This window comes from Micromonospora sp. NPDC000442, assembly GCF_042898635.1.
Lineage (GTDB): Bacteria > Actinomycetota > Actinomycetes > Mycobacteriales > Micromonosporaceae > Micromonospora.
The window spans coordinates 99,447-115,421 of sequence record NZ_JBIAYZ010000015.1; the positions used below are offsets into that span (position 1 = coordinate 99,447).

General features: G+C 72.2%; 8 protein-coding genes. 1 reads left to right on the forward strand and 7 read right to left on the reverse strand.

The window, feature by feature from the left end; translation table 11 throughout:
• Window positions 1–63: 63 nt before the first annotated feature.
• Both ACFY2A_RS22645 and ACFY2A_RS22650 read right to left on the reverse strand, forming a co-directional pair.
• Window positions 64–6,669 carry an amino acid adenylation domain-containing protein gene (locus ACFY2A_RS22645; RefSeq protein ID WP_387174366.1) on the reverse strand — a complete coding sequence of 2,202 codons (6,606 nt, stop codon included), beginning with the start codon at window positions 6,667–6,669 and terminating at the stop codon, window positions 64–66.
• Window positions 6,670–6,719: 50 nt separating this feature from the next.
• Window positions 6,720–8,090 (reverse strand): aspartate aminotransferase family protein, encoded by a 1,371-nt coding sequence (locus ACFY2A_RS22650; RefSeq protein WP_363922312.1) that lies wholly within the window; start codon window positions 8,088–8,090, stop codon window positions 6,720–6,722.
• Between the two features lie 68 nt (window positions 8,091–8,158).
• Here ACFY2A_RS22650 and ACFY2A_RS22655 point away from each other — a divergent pair, with 68 nt between their 5' ends.
• Window positions 8,159–8,899 (forward strand): SDR family NAD(P)-dependent oxidoreductase, encoded by a 741-nt coding sequence (locus ACFY2A_RS22655; RefSeq protein ID WP_387174430.1) that lies wholly within the window; start codon window positions 8,159–8,161, stop codon window positions 8,897–8,899.
• 92 nt (window positions 8,900–8,991) lie between these two features.
• On the opposite strand, the gene ACFY2A_RS22660 is transcribed toward ACFY2A_RS22655, so the two are convergent.
• The 5 genes from ACFY2A_RS22660 to ACFY2A_RS22680 are packed head-to-tail and all read right to left on the reverse strand — an operon-like array spanning window position 8,992 to window position 15,948.
• Window positions 8,992–10,401, reverse strand: a complete 1,410-nt coding sequence (locus tag ACFY2A_RS22660) for an adenylosuccinate lyase family protein (protein ID WP_387174368.1) — start codon at window positions 10,399–10,401, stop codon at window positions 8,992–8,994.
• A 15-nt stretch (window positions 10,402–10,416) separates the two neighbouring features.
• Entirely contained in the window at window positions 10,417–11,604 is a 1,188-nt protein-coding gene (locus tag ACFY2A_RS22665; RefSeq protein WP_387174370.1) for a Glu/Leu/Phe/Val dehydrogenase dimerization domain-containing protein, read from the reverse strand.
• Window positions 11,601–12,998 carry a pyridoxal-phosphate dependent enzyme gene (locus ACFY2A_RS22670; RefSeq protein WP_387174372.1) on the reverse strand — a complete coding sequence of 466 codons (1,398 nt, stop codon included), beginning with the start codon at window positions 12,996–12,998 and terminating at the stop codon, window positions 11,601–11,603. The genes ACFY2A_RS22665 and ACFY2A_RS22670 overlap by 4 nt, the downstream gene beginning before the upstream one ends.
• Window positions 12,995–14,713 (reverse strand): thiamine pyrophosphate-dependent enzyme, encoded by a 1,719-nt coding sequence (locus ACFY2A_RS22675; protein ID WP_387174374.1) that lies wholly within the window; start codon window positions 14,711–14,713, stop codon window positions 12,995–12,997. Before ACFY2A_RS22675 ends, ACFY2A_RS22670 begins: the two co-directional genes overlap by 4 nt.
• Window positions 14,710–15,948 carry an ABC transporter substrate-binding protein gene (locus tag ACFY2A_RS22680; RefSeq protein ID WP_363922552.1) on the reverse strand — a complete coding sequence of 413 codons (1,239 nt, stop codon included), beginning with the start codon at window positions 15,946–15,948 and terminating at the stop codon, window positions 14,710–14,712. Before ACFY2A_RS22680 ends, ACFY2A_RS22675 begins: the two co-directional genes overlap by 4 nt.
• Window positions 15,949–15,975: the final 27 nt, after the last annotated feature.

Below are 15,975 nucleotides of genomic sequence, written 5' to 3' on the forward strand. Positions count from 1 at the left end.
CTCCTTTCAGGACACCGCCGGCCCCGCCGCCACGGCGGCGGGGCCCGCGGACGCGACCGGCGATCACTCCGCCGCCAGCAGCCGTTCCACCTCGTCGTCGCTGAGCTGCTCGATCTCGTCCAGCAACTGCCACTGCGCCGCCTGCTCGGCGGCCCGCCGACGTCCGGCCAGCTCGGCCAGGGCCGCGACGGTCGGTGCCGCGTAGAAGTCCCGCACGGTCAGCGGCACACCGAGCGCGTCGTTGAGCCGGCCCACCGCCCGGATCGCCTGTAGCGAGTTGCCGCCGCTGAGGAAGAACTCGTCCTCGCGGCCCGCCCGGTCCAGGCCGAGCAGCTCGGCGAAGACCCCGGCGACGAGCCGCTCGTCGTCGGTGCCGGGCGGCACGTACGCCGAACGCGCCGCACCGGCATCGGGGGCGGGCAGCCGCTTGCGGTCCACCTTCCCGGTGCGGGTCAGTGGCAGCTGCCCGAGGCGCAGCACCACATTCGGCACCATGTACCCGGGCAGCTTCCCGGCCAGCGTCGCGCGCAGCGCCTCGACGTCGTGGTCCGACAGCTCACCGACCACGTACCCGACCAGGACCGCCTCGGCGCCCGTGCCGTGCACCGCCGCGGCGGCACCGCGCACGCCGGTCGCCGTACGCAGGGCCTGCTCGACCTCGCCCAGCTCGACCCGCAGGCCACGCAGCTTGATCTGCCCGTCCCGACGGCCGAGGAACTCCAACTGGCCGTCCCGGTTCCACCGGGCCAGGTCACCGCTGTGGTACGCCCGTCCTTCGCCGGCCCGCTCGTCGGCACCGAACGCCGAGGCGGTCAGCTCCGGCCGGTCGAGGTAGCCACGCGCCACCCCAGGCCCGGCGATGACCAGCTCACCGGGCACACCGACCGGCGCCAGGTCGCCGGTGTCGTCGACGACGTAGACCCGCCGGTTCGGCATCGGACGGCCGATCGGCACCGTCGCGGCCGGTTCGGTGCCGGCCGGGCACTCGTACCAGGTGCAGCCCACCGTGGCCTCGGCCGGCCCGTACAGGTTGAGCACCCGCCGGCCGTCGCCCTGCCAGGCGGCCACCAGTGACGGCGGTGCCGGCTCGCCGGCCATCATGACCGAGCGCAACTGCGGTAGCCCGCTCGGATCGAGCAGACCCAGCACCGTGGGTGTGGTGAAGATGTGCGTCGCGCCGGTCTCGCGAGCCAGCTCGGTCAACGCGCCCGGGCGGTGCACGTCGTCGTGACCGGCCACCACCACGGCCGCGCCCGCCGTCAGGGCACCGAACAGTTCACCGACTGCCAGGTCGAACACCGGCGCGCAGCAGTGCATCATCCGGGACCGCGGCTCGAGGCCGAAGTCCGGCACCATCCAGTCCAGGTAGCCGGCGACCATGCCGTGCTCGATCAGCACGCCCTTCGGTTCGCCGGTGGAACCGGAGGTGTACAACACGTACGCCAGCGACGCGGGCGTCAGGTCGGCCAGCCACGGCTCGTCGGCCGCCGGCGGCAGCTCCGCCGCCGGGTCGACGACGGTCACCTCGGTCAGGGCGTCGAGCCGCGCCGGGTCGCCGACCACCACCCGGGCGCCGGTGTCGCGCACCTGGAAGGCCAACCGGCCCGCCGGCGCGGCCGGGTCCATGGGGGCGTACGCGGCGCCGGCCCGCAGCACGGCCAGCACGCTGACCACCTCGGCCACGCTGCGCTCCAGCAGCACCGGCACGACATCCCCGGTGCCCACCCCCGCGGCGCGCAGTCGGGTGGCGAGCCGACGGCTGCGCTCATCGAGTTCGGCGTAGCTCAGCCTGCCTTCGGCGGCGATGACCGCGGTGGCCTGCGGGGTACGGGCCACGCTCGCCGCGAACAGTTCCGGCAGCGTGGCCGGTCGGTGCGACCGCCGCTCGCCCTGGGCCAGTGCGAGCAGTTCGGCCCGTTCGGTGTCCTCCAGCAGCGGCAGCGCCGACAGCGGTGTCTGCGGTGCCGCCACTGCGGCCCGCAGGAGCCGCTCCAGGTGGCCGAACATCGCCTCGACCCGGGCGGTGTCGAACAGGTCCGTGGCGTACTCGATCCGGAAGGTGATCCCGTCGGTCTCCTCGTACGCGTTGATGGCCATGTCGAAGCGGGAGACGCCAGGGTCGACATCGAGGAACTCGGCGGCCAGCCCGGGAAACCGGAAATCCACCAGGTCGCCGCTGAGCAGGTCGATGGAGACCTGGAAAACCGGGTTACGGCTGGGGTCACGACGCCGGTTGAGTCGACCGACGACCCGCTCGAACGGCGCGTCCTGGTGATCCCAGGCGGCCAGCAGGGTGCCCATGGTGCGGCGGACCGCCTCGCCGAAGCTCGGGTCGCCGGAGAGGTCGGTGCGCAGGGCCAGCATGTTGACGAAGAAGCCGACCAGATCCTCCAGCTCGGGACGGCTGCGGCCGGCGCCGGCGGTGCCGACCACCACGTCATCGACGCCGGTGTAGCGCATCAGCACCGTCTTGAAGCCGGCGAGCAGCACCGCGTACGTGCTGGCCTGCTCCTGCTGGGCGACCCGGCGCAGGCCCTCCAGCACGTCGACGGGCATCCGCCGCACCAGCAGGGCACCGCGGTTGCTGGCCGTGGCCGGGCGGGGGCGATCGGTGGGCAGGTCCAGGGTGGGCGCGTCACCCAGCTGCTGCGCCCAGTACGCAAGCTGCGGCTCCAGGTCACCGTCGTCGAGTTGCCGGCGCTGCGCCAACGCGTGGTCGGCGTACTGCAACCGCAGGGCGGGCAGTTGCGGCTGTCGGTCGTGCCGCAACGCGTCGTACAGCTCGGCGAGATCACGCACCAGCAGCCCGGCCGACCAGCCGTCGGCGCAGATGTGGTGCAGCACCATGCTGAGCACGTGTTCCTGGCCGTCGAGGCGGATCAGCCGGGCCCGCAGCATCAGGTCGCGACCCAGGTCGAACGGCTCGGTGGCGTCGCGTTCCAACTCGGCCCGCAGCGCCTGCTCCCGGTCGTCGGCGGCCACCCCGCCCAGCTCGTGCACCGTCAGCGGCACCTCACCGGCCGGTGACACCAGCTGGTAGGGGGTGTCGTCGGCGGCGCCGAACGTGGTGCGCAGCGCCTCGTGGCGGGCCACGACGGCGCTCAAGGCCCGGCCGAGCAGTTCGACGTCGAGCGGTCCGGTAAGCCGTACCGGCACCGGGATGTGGTAGGTCGGCTGACCGGGCGCGAGCTGTTCCAGGAACCAGAGCTGCTCCTGCGTCGGCGACAGCGGCAGCCGCTGCCCCTCGTGCCCATCGGCTGCCGGACCGTCCTGCCCGGCGAGCGCCGCCCGCGCCGCCCGCAGCCGCTGTTCCAGGTCGGCGATCTCCTGCTCCAGCCGGGCCCGCGTCGGGTCGGTCACCGGCGCCGGGTCCGCGCCGGCCGGGGTCGCGGTGTCGGCGCTCGACTCCGCCCCGGCGAGCAGCTGCGCGATCTCACTGACCCGCGGCTTGGTGTAGAAGTCACGCATCGTCGCGCTGGCTCCGCCGAGCTCGGTGATCCGGGACAGCACCCGGGCCGCCATCAGCGAGTTGCCGCCCAGCTCGAAGAAGTTCGCGTCGGCACCGACCCGCTCGACACCGAGCACCGCCGCGAAGATCTCGGCGACCCGCTCCTCCTCGGGGGTGCGCGGCGCGACCAGCTCCACCTCGGTCGATCCGGTCTCCTCCGGAACCGGAAGCCGGTTACGGTCCACCTTGCCGACGCTTGTCAGCGGCAGGACCTCCAGCGCCACGAAGACGTGCGGCACCATGTACGGCGGCAGGTCGGCCAGCAGGTGCTCGCGCAGTTCCTCGGTCGGCGGTGCCGCCGCACCGGCCGGGACGACGTAGCCGACCAGCCGCTTGCTGCCGGGGCTGTCCTCGCGCAGCGCCACCGCCGCCTCGGCGACGCCGGGATGCGCGGTGAGCGTCGACTCGATCTCCTCCAGCTCGATGCGCAGCCCGTTGAGCTTGACCTGGGTGTCGATGCGGCCGAGGAACTGGATCTGGCCGTCCTCGGTCCACACGCCCAGGTCGCCGGTGCGGTACATCCGCTCCCCCGGCCGGTACGGGTCCTCGATGAACTTCTCGGCGGTCAGCTCGGGCCGGTTGAGGTAGCCCCGGGCGAGACCCTCACCGCCGGTGACCACTTCGCCGGGTACCCCCACCGGTTGCAGGTTGTTCCACCGGTCCAGCACGTAGGCCACCCGGTTGGGCATGGCCCGGCCGATCGGCGGTTGGCCGATCCAGGTGCGGTGCTCGCACTCGTAGAAGATGCAGCCGACGGCGGCCTCGGTCGGTCCGTAGCCGTTGATGAACCGGCGACCCGGGGTGTTCCAGCGATTGATCAGGTCACCCGTCACCGCCTCGCCACCGGCGATCATGTACTTCAGGTCGGGGTAGGCGCCCGGCGGGATGCGGCCCAGGATGGCCGGCGGCCCGCCGATGTAGGTGATCTTCTCGGAGATCAGCAGCTGCCCGATCACGTCCGGGTCGGTGCGGTGCTCCTCCGGCACGAAGACCATGGTCACCCCACGGGTCAGCGCGGTGAAGATCTCCCCCTCGGCGAAGTCGAAGATCGGCGCCATGTGTTGCAGCAGCCGGTCGCCGGGGCCGAAGTCGAAGATGTTGCCGAGCCAGAGCAGGAAGGTGTTCAGCGCGTGATGCTCGATCATCACGCCCTTGGGCTTGCCGGTCGATCCCGACGTGTAAAGCACGTACGCCAGGGAATTCTCGTCGGCCAGTTCCTCCAACGGCGCCGCCCCGGCCGCCGCCGCCACCAACTCGTCCCACTCGGTGTCGACGAGCACCGGCGTGGCGGCGGTGCCTTCGGGCAGCCGGTCGGCCAACGCGCTGCGGGTGACCACCGCCTTGGCCGCGGTGTCGTCGAGAATGAACTCGATCCGGCGTACCGGGTGGCCCGGATCCATCACCACGAACGCGCCGCCGGCCTGCTGCGCGGCGACCATGCCGACGATCAGGTCGAAGCCCCGCTCCAGCAGCAACGCCACGATGTCGTCCCGGCCCACGCCAAGCGCCCGGAAGCGGTGCGCCAGCACCCGGGCGCGGCGATCCAGCTCGCCGTAGGTCAGTTCGGCCCCGTTCAGGGTGGCCGCCACCAGGTCGGGCCGCTCGGCGGCGAGCCGCGCTATCTGCACGTGCACCGGTTCGCGGGCGCGCTCCCCCTGCGGTCCCTGCCAGGTGTGCAGCAGCAGCGTCCGCTCCTCCTCGTCGAGCAGCGGCAGCGCCGACAGCGGGGTCTCGGGGGCGTCGACGGCGGTCCGCAACACCCGTTCCAGGTGCCGCAGCAGCCGCGCCATCCGCGGCTCGTCGAACAGGTCGACCGAGTAGTCGGCGACCAGCCGCAGCTGGTCGGGGCTCTCGGTGGCGGTGATGGACAGGTCGAACGGGTGTCCGCCCGGGTTGGCGTCCAGCGAGGTGACGGTGAGGCCGGGCAGGTTCGGCTCGGTGCTCTGGGTGGCGCTGCCCAGCAGTTGCAGACCCACCTGGAACAGCGGGTTCCGCGAGGGGTCGCGGACCGGCTGGATCCGCTCGACGACCTTCTCGAACGGCACCTGCTGGTGCTTCCACGCCTCCAGCACCACGCCGCGTACGCGGGTCAGCAGATCCGCGAAGGTCGGGTCGTCGTCGACCTCGGTGCGCAGCACCACCATGTTCACGAAGTAGCCGATCAGTGGCTCCAGCTCGGCCGGCTCCCGACCGGTGGTGGTGGTGCCGACGACGATCTCGTCCTGTCCGCTGTAGCGGGCCAGCACCGCCTGGTACGCCGTCATCAGCGTCATGAACAGGGTGGCGTTGTTGCGGGCGGAGAGCTGACGCAGCCGGTGCAGCAGGTCTCCGTCGAGGGTGCGGGACACCGCGGCGCTGCGGTAGGACATCGTGGCCGGACGTGGCCGGTCGGTGGGCAGTTCCAGGGTGGGCAGCCCGCCCAGCCGCTGCTGCCAGTGGTCGAGCTGGTCGGCGAAGACCTCGTCACTGAGCTGGTTGCGCTGCCAGGCCGCGTAGTCGCCGTACTGCACGGGCAGCGGCGCCAGCGCCGGTTCGCGGCCGGTGTGGTGGGCCGCGTACAGCTCGGACAGCTCGTTGGTGAGCACCGCCTGCGACCAACCGTCGGAGGCGATGTGGTGCATGGTGACGGCGAGCAGGTGGTCGGCGTCGTCGAGGCGGACCAGCAGCGAGCGGAACAGCGGCCCGTCCGCCAGGTCGAACGGTCGGCGGATCTCCTCCTGCACCCGCCGCTGCGCCTCCGCCAGCCGCACCGCCGGGTCCGCCACGTCGCTGAGGTCGTCCACCACCAGGTGGTGCGGTTGCTGCCCCGGCTCGGCGATGTGTTGGTGCGGGACCCCGTTCTCGGCCCGGATGGTGGTCCGCAGCGCCTCGTGCCGCTCGACGATGTCGGCCAGCGCGCGACGCAACGCCGACAGGTCCAGCTGTCCCTGCAACCGGAACACCGACGGCACGTTGTACGTGGACTGTCCCGGCACCAACTGGTCGAGGAACCACAGCTGTTCCTGCAGGTAGGACACGGGCGCGCGGTCGGCGTCCCCCACCCGGCGGGGAATCCGGGTCGACGGGCGTTGGCGTTCGGTCAACTGTGCACCGACCTGCTTCAGCAGCAGGGCACGCTGCTCGGCGGTCAGGGTGGAGAGGCGTTGGGCGTGCTGGTTCATGTCGCTCCTCGGCACGGACTGCGGTGACGACGGTCGGATGGGTTCGGAAGTCATCGGTAGTGGCTGCCTATGGCGGACAACGCCTCGTCGAGGATGTCCAGGCCCTCGCGGATCTCCCGCTCGGTCGCGGTGCACGGCGGCACGACGTGGACCCGGTTGGTGTGCAGGAACGGCCAGAGCCCGCGCTTGCGGCAGGCCGCGCCCAACTCGTCCATCGGGCCGGGCGGTCCGCCGGGCGGCCCCAGCGGCGCCAGCATCTCGCGGGTGTCCCGGTCCCGCACCAGTTCCAGTGCCCAGAACACGCCCAGTCCGCGTACCTCGCCGATGACCGGGTGCCGTTCGGACAGCTCCCGCAGGCCGGGTCCGAGCACCTCGGCACCGAGTTGGGCGGCGTTCTCGACGATCCGTTCCTCGCTCATCGCCGTGATGGCGGCCACCGCCGCGGCGCAGGCCAGCGGATGGCCGGAGTAGGTCAGGCCGCCGGGGTAGGGCCGATCCGCGAAGGCGTCGAACACGCGCGGCCCCATCAGCACCCCGCCGAGCGGCACGTAGCCGGAGTTCACCCCCTTGGCGAAGGTGATCAGGTCAGGTACGACGTCCCAGTTCTGCACCGCGAACCAGCGCCCGGTCCGGCCGAAGCCCGCCATCACCTCGTCGGCGATCAGCAGGATGCCGTGCCGGTCGCACAGCTCGCGGACGCCCGCCAGGTAGCCCTCCGGCGGCACCAGCACACCATTGGTGCCGACCACCGGTTCCAGGATCACGGCGGCGACGGTGCCCGGGCCTTCAAGCGCGATGACCTGCTCGAGGTGGGCCAGCGCCCGCTGCGCCTCCTCCGGCTCGGTGCGGGCGTGGAACGCGGTGCGGTACAGGTAGGGGCCGAAGAAATGGACCACGCCGGCCGTGCCGGTGTCGACCGGCCAGCGGCGCGGATCGCCGGTCAGGTGCAGCGCCAGGTGCGACGCGCCGTGATAGGAGCGGTACGCGGCCAGCACCTTCGGCCGACCGGTGACCAGGCGGGCCATCCGCACCGCGTGCTCCACCGCGTCGGTGCCGCCGTTGGTGAACAGCACCCGGTCGAGGTCGCCCGGTGCCCGTTCGGCGATCAGTCGGGCCGCCCGCGCCCGCTGGTCGTTGCCGAACGCAGGGCTGACCGTGCACAACCGTTCGGCCTGACGCTGGATCGCCGCCACCACCTTCGGATGCTGGTGACCGATGTTGACGTGCACGAACTGCGAGGCGAAGTCGAGGTAGCGGTTGCCGTCGTAGTCCCAGAAGTACGAGCCGAGCGCCCGGGCGACGGGCATCGGCCGAAGCTGCCGCTGGGCGGACCAGGAGTAGAACAGGTGGGCCCGGTCCTCGGCCAGGATGCCCTGCGCGGTGTCGGGCAGCGGATCGCTGTGGTGGTCGTGCGCGCTCACGCGGCTGCTCCCGTTCGACTGAAGTGGTGGATACTGCCGGGCATCGATGAGCGAGAGGGGTGATGGGCGTGCCGAAGCTGGCCGTGGTCTCCGGAGGTGGCACCGGAATCGGTCGGGCGATCGCCGAGGAACTGGCCCCGGAGCACGAGGTGGTGCTGCTCGGCCGGCGCGCGGAGGTGCTGCGGCGCACCGCCGAGGAGTTGTCCGGCGAGCACCGTCGGGTCCGGGCGGTGGTCGCCGACCTGTGCGAGCCCGAGGACGTACGCCGCGCCGCCGACGAGATCACCGTCGGCGGCCGTACGGTCGACGTGCTGGTCAACAACGCCGGGGGCAACTTCGCGCCGCACCCGGCCGACGATCTGCCCACCCTGCGTGAGCAGTATCTGCGCAACCTCGGTGGCAACGTGTTGCCGGTGGTGCTGCTGACCCAGGCGCTGCTGCCCGCCCTGCGTCGCCCGGGCGGCCGGATCGTCACGGTGACCTCCATCGCGGCGTTCCGTGGCAACGCCTCCTACGGGGCCGCCAAGGCGGCGCTGCACCCGTGGTCGACGGAGTTGGCCGCGCGGCTCGCCGGTGAGGGCGTCACGGTCAACGTGGTCGCGCCCGGTTACGTGGGCGGTACCGAGTTCTACCGGGACCGGATGACGCCGGAGTTCCACCGGCAGCGTTCGGCGCAGGCGCCGGTCGGCCGTGGCGGCACGGTGACCGACGTCGCCGCCCTGGTCGGCTACCTCGCCGGTGCCACGGCAGGTTTCGTCACCGGCCAGATCATCCAGATCAACGGCGGTGCGCTGATGGGCCGGGGCTGATCCGGGGCCGGCCGATCGCCGCCGGGCGGGCCCGTGGTGGGGCACGTTGCCGGTCCGGCGGTGCGTCGGCCGGTCCCGTCGCGGGTCACCCTTCACCCGCGACCTGCCAGCCACTTGCGCGCCTCCGCCACGGCGCGATGGGTCAGGTCGGTCGACGCACCGAGATAGCGGGCCGGGTCGAAGATCACCTCCACCTCGTGGTCGGGGAGCAACCGGCGCAGGTCGGCGCAGCCGTCCAGGGACTCCCGCAGCGAGCTACCGGCGTCGTGGGCCTGCTGGCTGAGCTCGTAGACGCGCTCGTGGGCGGTCTGTTTGCCGACGTGCGCGCCGAGGGCGAGCATCAGCCGCTCGGAGGCCAGCTGGTCGGCGACGACGCGGGTGTTCTCCCGCAGTCGGTCGACGTTGACGGTGAGGCCGCTGACCAGTTCCCGGGTGATCTCGCAGGCGGCCAGGGTGTAGTGGGACACGTCCGGCACGCACGCCCACTCCACCCGCAACGCCCGCGAGTCCCGCTCGTGGTCACCGATCATCCCGCTGTACGCGATGCCCGCCTGGGCGGCGGCGAGTTTCGCCATCACCACCACCTGCTCGCACCGCTCCGGGTTGCGCTTGTGCGGCATGGTGCTCGACCCGACCTTGCCGTACCGCCACGGCTCGGTGACCTCGCCGAACTCGGGGCGGCCGATGGTGCGGATCTCGTCGGCCACCCGGCCCAGGGTGCCGGCCACCATGGCGAGCGTGGTGACGAACTCCACCACCCGGTCCCGAGCCACGTGCCAGCCGATCGTCGGTACGCCCAGACCCAGCCGGGCCGCGAAGCGCTCCAGCAACCCGATGCCCTCGGTGCCGAAGCCGGCCATGGTCCCGGCGCCGCCGAACAGCTGCGCCACCACGACCCGGGAGCGGACGGTCGCCAGCCGCTCGGTGTGCCGCAGGATCTCGTCGATCCAGCTGGCGGCCTTGAGGCCGAAGCTCATCGGCAGCGCCGCGCGGGCGTGGGTGCGCCCCACCGCCACCGTGTCGGCATGTTCCTCGGCCAGTTCCACCAGGCAACCGAGAATCTCGCCCAGTTCCCGGTCGATCTCGTCGAGGGTGTCCCGGATCTCCAGCGACTGCCCGGTGTCCTGGATGTCCTGGGTGGTGGCACCGAAGTGGATGAACTCTCCGGTGCCGTCCGGGCAGGCGGCCTGGAACACCCGCAGCAGGCCGACCAGCGAGTGCCCGGAACGTTCGATCTCCTCCTGCACCGCGTCCAGGTCGATGCGCTCCAGCCGGGCCGCCGACACGATGCCCTCGACCACGTGCCCGGGAATCATGCCCAGCTCACCCTGCGCCTGGGCGAGCGCCGCCTCGATGTCGAGCCAGCGCTGCTTGCGACAGACGTCGCAGTAGATCCGCCGGCTGGCGGCGGTCGCGTATCGGTTGCCGTAGAAGCGGGAGTCGGTGATGTGGCCCCGCTCGTGGCGGCAGGTGTCGGCCTGATGGGCGTGGGTGACGGACATCGGTGCCTCCGTGGTTCAGCGACGAACGGGTCGGCTGGTCGCGGTCAGTGGTCGGGTGAGGAACGGACTGGTGCCGTACGGCGGCTGATCGCAAGCCACGCGGGCGGCGGCGGCCGTGTCGTACGCGACCTGCCGCAGCGGCAGGTGACGGCGACGGGCCTCGTCGGTCAGGTGGTCGATGAGCTGACGCATCAGCTCCGTCACGCCGTCGAGCACCCCGCGCGGGCTCGGGCAGCGGGCGGGCCCGAACAGCGCCTCCATCGACGCGGATCCGCCGATGCCGCCGACGAAGTCGGGCACCACCAGCACTCCGGCCCGGTGCAGCGCGTGCTCCGCCTGCGGGCTGAGCCCGCAGTTGGCGCCGACCACCACCACCGGTGCCGGCAGCCCGCCGGCCCGCTCCGCCGGCAGCCCGTCGGCACCGGCGGCGAGCAGCACCAGGTCGGTGGGGAGGTCGAGGAGCGCGGCGGCCGGCATCCGTCGGGCGTGCGGGGCCAACTGCGGCACCGGGGTGCCGGCCGGCTCGGCCAGCATCGCGGCCACGTCCAGCCCCCGCGGATCGGCGACGCAGCCGTACTCGTCGGCGATCCCGGTGATCCGCACGCCCTCCTGCACCAGCGTGTACGCCGCCGCGCGCCCCAGGTTGCCGAACCCCTGCAACGTGCAGGACAGCGGGCCGGGCAGGGCACTGGCCCGGGCGGCCATCACCGCCGCCTGGGCCAGCGCGTGCCCGGCCCGGCGCTGGGCCAGGGTCAGCGCGCCGACGTGCTGGTCGAGGAGCGCCATCCGGGCGACGAACTCCGCCTCGCTGAACTCCTGGGCGCCGCGGACGGCGTACTTGATCGACGGGATGCCCTCCAGCAGGGCGAGCTGTTCCAACTCGTCCCAGTGGGTGCCCATGTCGCAGCCCATGCTGAACCGGGTCATCAGCTGCTCGCGGAGGAAACGGAGGAAGCGGCGCAGTGCCGCCGCCTTGCCCGGCGCCCGCGGGTCGTAGTCGATGCCGCATTTCGCGCCGTCGACGTTGATGCCCAGCAGTCGCTCCTTGAGCGTCATCCGGGACGCCAGTTCTCCCAGGTCCGCTGCGGTCAGCCCGGGTTTGACCCGGCAACCACCGGCGGCCAGCCGGCAGTCCAGCCCGTCGTAGACCAGCCAACCCCGGAACCCCTCGATCGGGTCCACGTACTCGATGACAGCGTTCACGACGTCCCCCGCGATGATGGTGCGGACCCACTCGCTGCCCGGCCCTCACCCAGGTACGCGACCAGGCAGCGGGCGGTCAGCAGGCAACGCGGGAGTCCTCCGTCGACCACCAGCAGGGCGGCGGACGGGTCGGACAGCATCGGCAGCACCTCCGGCAGCGGCAGGCCGGCACCGACCTGCGGCGGCGGTGGGCTCAGGTGGGCACCGACCGGTTCGTCGGCGCCGGCGCCGGCGGCGTACGCGCCGGCCAGCGTCGCCTCGGTGACGCAGCCCAGGATCTCCGCCAGCCGCAGGGGCGGCGGCGCGGCACTTACCAGCAGATGCGTGGTGTCGGCGTCGCGTAGCAGCTTCGCCGCGTTGGCCAGCGTCTCGTCCGGCCGGATCAGCGGCGGATGCCCACCGGTCGCGGCGTCGCGCACCCTCGGCTGATCGGTGGGCGGGTCGTACAGGCCCAGGCCGGCGAGCCAGTCGTCGTTGAAGATCTTGGACAGGTAGCCACGGCCGGAATCCGGCAGCAGCACCACGACCAGTGCCTGCGGTCCCGCGGCGGCGGCGACCTGTACGGCCGCGGCGGCGGCCATCCCACCGGAGCCGCCGGTGAGCAGGGCGTCCTCGCGGGCCAGCCGGCGGGTCATCAGGATCGCCTCATGGTCCGCGACCGCGATGACCTCGTCCACCACGGACGGGTCGTAGGAGTCCGGATAACTGGGCTGACCGACCCCTTCGACCAGGTACGGCCGCCCGGTGCCGCCGGAGTAGATCGAACCGTCCGGGTCGACACCGACGATCCGGACCGTCCCGCCGGAGACCTCCCGGAGGTAGCGCCCGGTGCCGGAGATCGTGCCGCCGGTGCCGATTCCGGTGACGAAGTGGGTCAGTCGACCCTCGGTCTGCCGCCACAGCTCCGGCCCGGTGGTGTGGTAGTGCGACTCCGGGTTGCTGCGGTTGGCGTACTGGTTGAGCTGTATCGCGCCGGGCCGTTCGGCGGCGATCCGGGACGCCACGCTGCGGTACGAGTCGGGATGCTCGGGTCGCACGGCGGCGGGACAGACCACCACCTCCGCCCCGTACGCCCGCAGTACGTCGATCTTGTCGCGGGACACCTTGTCGGGGCAGGTGAAGACGCAGCGGTAGCCCTTCTGCTGGGCCACGATGGCCAGCCCCACCCCGGTGTTGCCGGAGGTGGGTTCGACGATCGTCCCGCCGGGACGCAGCAGGCCGTCCGCCTCGGCCGTCTCCACCATCCGCAGGGCGATGCGGTCCTTCACCGAGCCGCCCGGGTTCAGGTACTCCACCTTGGCGTAGAGCGGGGCCGAGCCGGGCGGCACCACGTTGCGCAGTCGCACCAGCGGGGTGTTACCGATCAGATCGGTAAGCGATTCGTGCAGGCTCACGCGACACCCACCTCCATGCCCACCGGGCCGCCCACGCTCATCCGGCGGTACGCCGAGATCCAGGACAGGCTCGTGCGGACGTCGACCACGACCGGGCCACCGTGGGCCAGGGCCCGGGCGAGGCACGGCTCCACGTCCTGCTCCGTGGTGACCGCGAGACCCAACGCGCCGTACGCGCGGGCGAGCGCGACGAAGTCGGGATTGTCGAGGTCCGTGGCGATGACCCGTCCGGGGTAGGTCCGTTCCTGGTGGGCCCGGATGGTGCCGTAGCTGCCGTTGTTGGCGATCACCACGATCAGCGGCAGTCGGCGGCTCACCGCGGTGGCCAGTTCGGAGCCGGTCATCAGGAATCCGCCGTCGCCCACGATCACCACCGTCGGCCGGCCGGTGCGCAGCGCGGCGGCCACGCCACCGGGCACCCCGAAACCCATGGCGCTGGAGCCGACTCCGAGCATCCTCGCGTCGCCGGTCAACCGCAGGTAGCGGTAGAGCCAGCTGGTGAAGGTGCCGGAGTCGAGGGTGACCACCACGTCGCCGCCGGTCAGCTCGTCCAACCCGGCGACGAGCGCGCCGAAGGCCAGGCCGTCGTCGCTGGGATGTTCCGACCACCGGGCCTTGGCCACTTCGAGCTGGTGCAGCTCGTCGACCCAGCCGACCCGACCCGCGTCCACCCCGGCCGGTTCGAGGTCGGCCAGTTGCCGCAGGAACTGCACCGGGTCGGCGGCCAGCCCGACCGTCGGCGGGTGGGTGCGGCCGAGCCGCTGCGGATCGGGGTAGACGTGCACCAGCGCCTGCGCGGGGTTTCTGGGCCTCGGCAGCCGCCGGGACAGCGTGGTCACGTCGTCGAGCCGGGTACCGACCGCCAGCACCAGGTCGGCGCGGTCGAGCAGTGCCCGCTGCCGTTCCTGGGTGTTGTTGTGCAGGTGGCCGGCGTAGCACGGGTCCCGGTTGTCGAACAGGTCCTGCCGCTTGTTGCTGGTCAGCACGGGCAGGTGGTGCCGGTGGGCGGCGGCGGCCAGCATCCGCCGCCCGGCCTCGCCGCCGAGCGCGCCACCGGCCAGCAACAGGGGACGTTCCGCACCGTGCAGCAGGTCCCGCACCCGGTCGAGATCGTCCGGCGCGGCTCCGGTCGCGCCAGGCTGCCAGCCGGTCGGCACCGCACCGCCCGGGTCCGGCATGCCCAGCACGTCCTCGGGCAGCACCAGGACCACCGGCCCCGGGGTTCCGGACTGGGCCGTACGGAACGCGCGGGCGACGAACTCACCGGCGCGGGCCGGCTCCAGCAGCACCAGCACCTCCTTGGCCAGTCCGCTGAAGGCGCGCGCGTAGTCGACCTCCTGGAACGCCTCGGTGCCGAGGTCGCAGCGGGGTACCTGGCCGATCACCAGGACCAACGGCGTGGCGTCGTACCAGGCGGAGTGCACCGCGATGCTCGCGTTTGTGGCTCCCGGGCCCCGGCTGACCAGGCACACCCCGGGCCGCCCGGTGAGTTTCGCGTCGGCCACCGCGGCGAAACCGGCGGACGCCTCGTGTCGGCTGGTCACCACGTCGACCGTCGGGGTGGCGTGCAGTTCGTCCAGCACCGCCAGGTAGCTCTCCCCGGCGACGCAGAAGACCCGGTCGACACCGTGGGCGAGCAGCGTACCCACCACGGTGCCGGCGACGGTGCGCGGTGCCGGTGACGCCCGGTCCGCCGCCCCAGGGGCCGTCGTCACGGCAGTTCCCCGTTGGCTACCGAGGGCCGGAACTTGCTGTCGGCCAGAGCCGGCGGGTAGATGATGGCCGCGTCGTCGAAGGTTTGCCCGACGGTCTGGTACTGCATGACCACCAGCTCCGGCGGGTTGTGGTGCCAGTGCTCGGCGCCCCGCTCGAAGCGCAGCGGCCCGCGCCAGGTGTCGAACTCGGTGGACTCCAGGGCGTCCAACAGGTCGGCGCGGCTGTCCGTGCCGGCCACCTGCAACGCCTGGCCGATGATGGTCACGTCGGTGAACGCGCTCAGGCAGGTGTCCGGCGGCGCGAAGCCGTAGCGCTGCATGAACCGCTCGGTGAACCAGCGGCCGATCGGGGTCATCTCCGACCACGAGGGACGGAACTTCGTCGCCGGCCACATCACGCCGTTGCCGCCCGCGCCGGCCATCCGCCAGTAGTCCTGGGAGCGCATCGGGAACCCGAAGGTCACCATCATCGGCACCGTCGGCAGCAGCCCGAGCTCGATGGCCTGCTGGAGGATGTGGTAGCTGTTGCCGACCGGGCCGCCACCGGCGACGACGTTGAGCCCACCGTTGATGAACGCGTCCGGCTGCCACTGCTTGATCTGACGCAGCTGCTCCCGCCAGTCGAGCGCGACCTCCTGCTCGAAGTCGAAGCGGAGGAACTCCATGCCGTGCCGCGACTCGCCGTACTGCTGAAGGGTGTCGGCCATGGTCTTGCCGAACACCGTGTCGGGCGCGATCATGCCGATGCGGCGGGCGCCGATGTCGGCCAGGCAGTCCATCATCAGCGGTACCCGGTCGGCGATCGAGAAGTAGGTCCGGAAGATCGTGCGCCGCCCGTGGGTCACCGTGCTGTGCCCGTTCTCGACGAACATCGGCACGCCGATCTTCTCGCACATCTCCGCCACCCACGGGGTGGTACGCAGGTGCCACTGGCCCAGCACGGCGAGCACCTCGTCGACCATGGCGAGCTTCGCCATGCCCGCGACGGCGGAGCGTGGGAAACCCTCCTCCGCAGCGGTGGCCATGTCGTTGTAGGCGATGAACGACACGTTGCGTCCGCCCAGCACACCGCCGTGCTCACGCAGGTACTCGGCGCCCAGGCGGGCACCCCGCGAAACCAGTACGCCGGCCATCGCGTCACCGGGACGGCTCATCGGCGAGAGGATGCCGATCTTGATCGGGTTGTCGCCGGCGACCGAGTTCACCGCCTCGATCTCCTGCAACGCCAGCTCCATCGGAGTGCTCGCCGGTGCGGTCGGCTG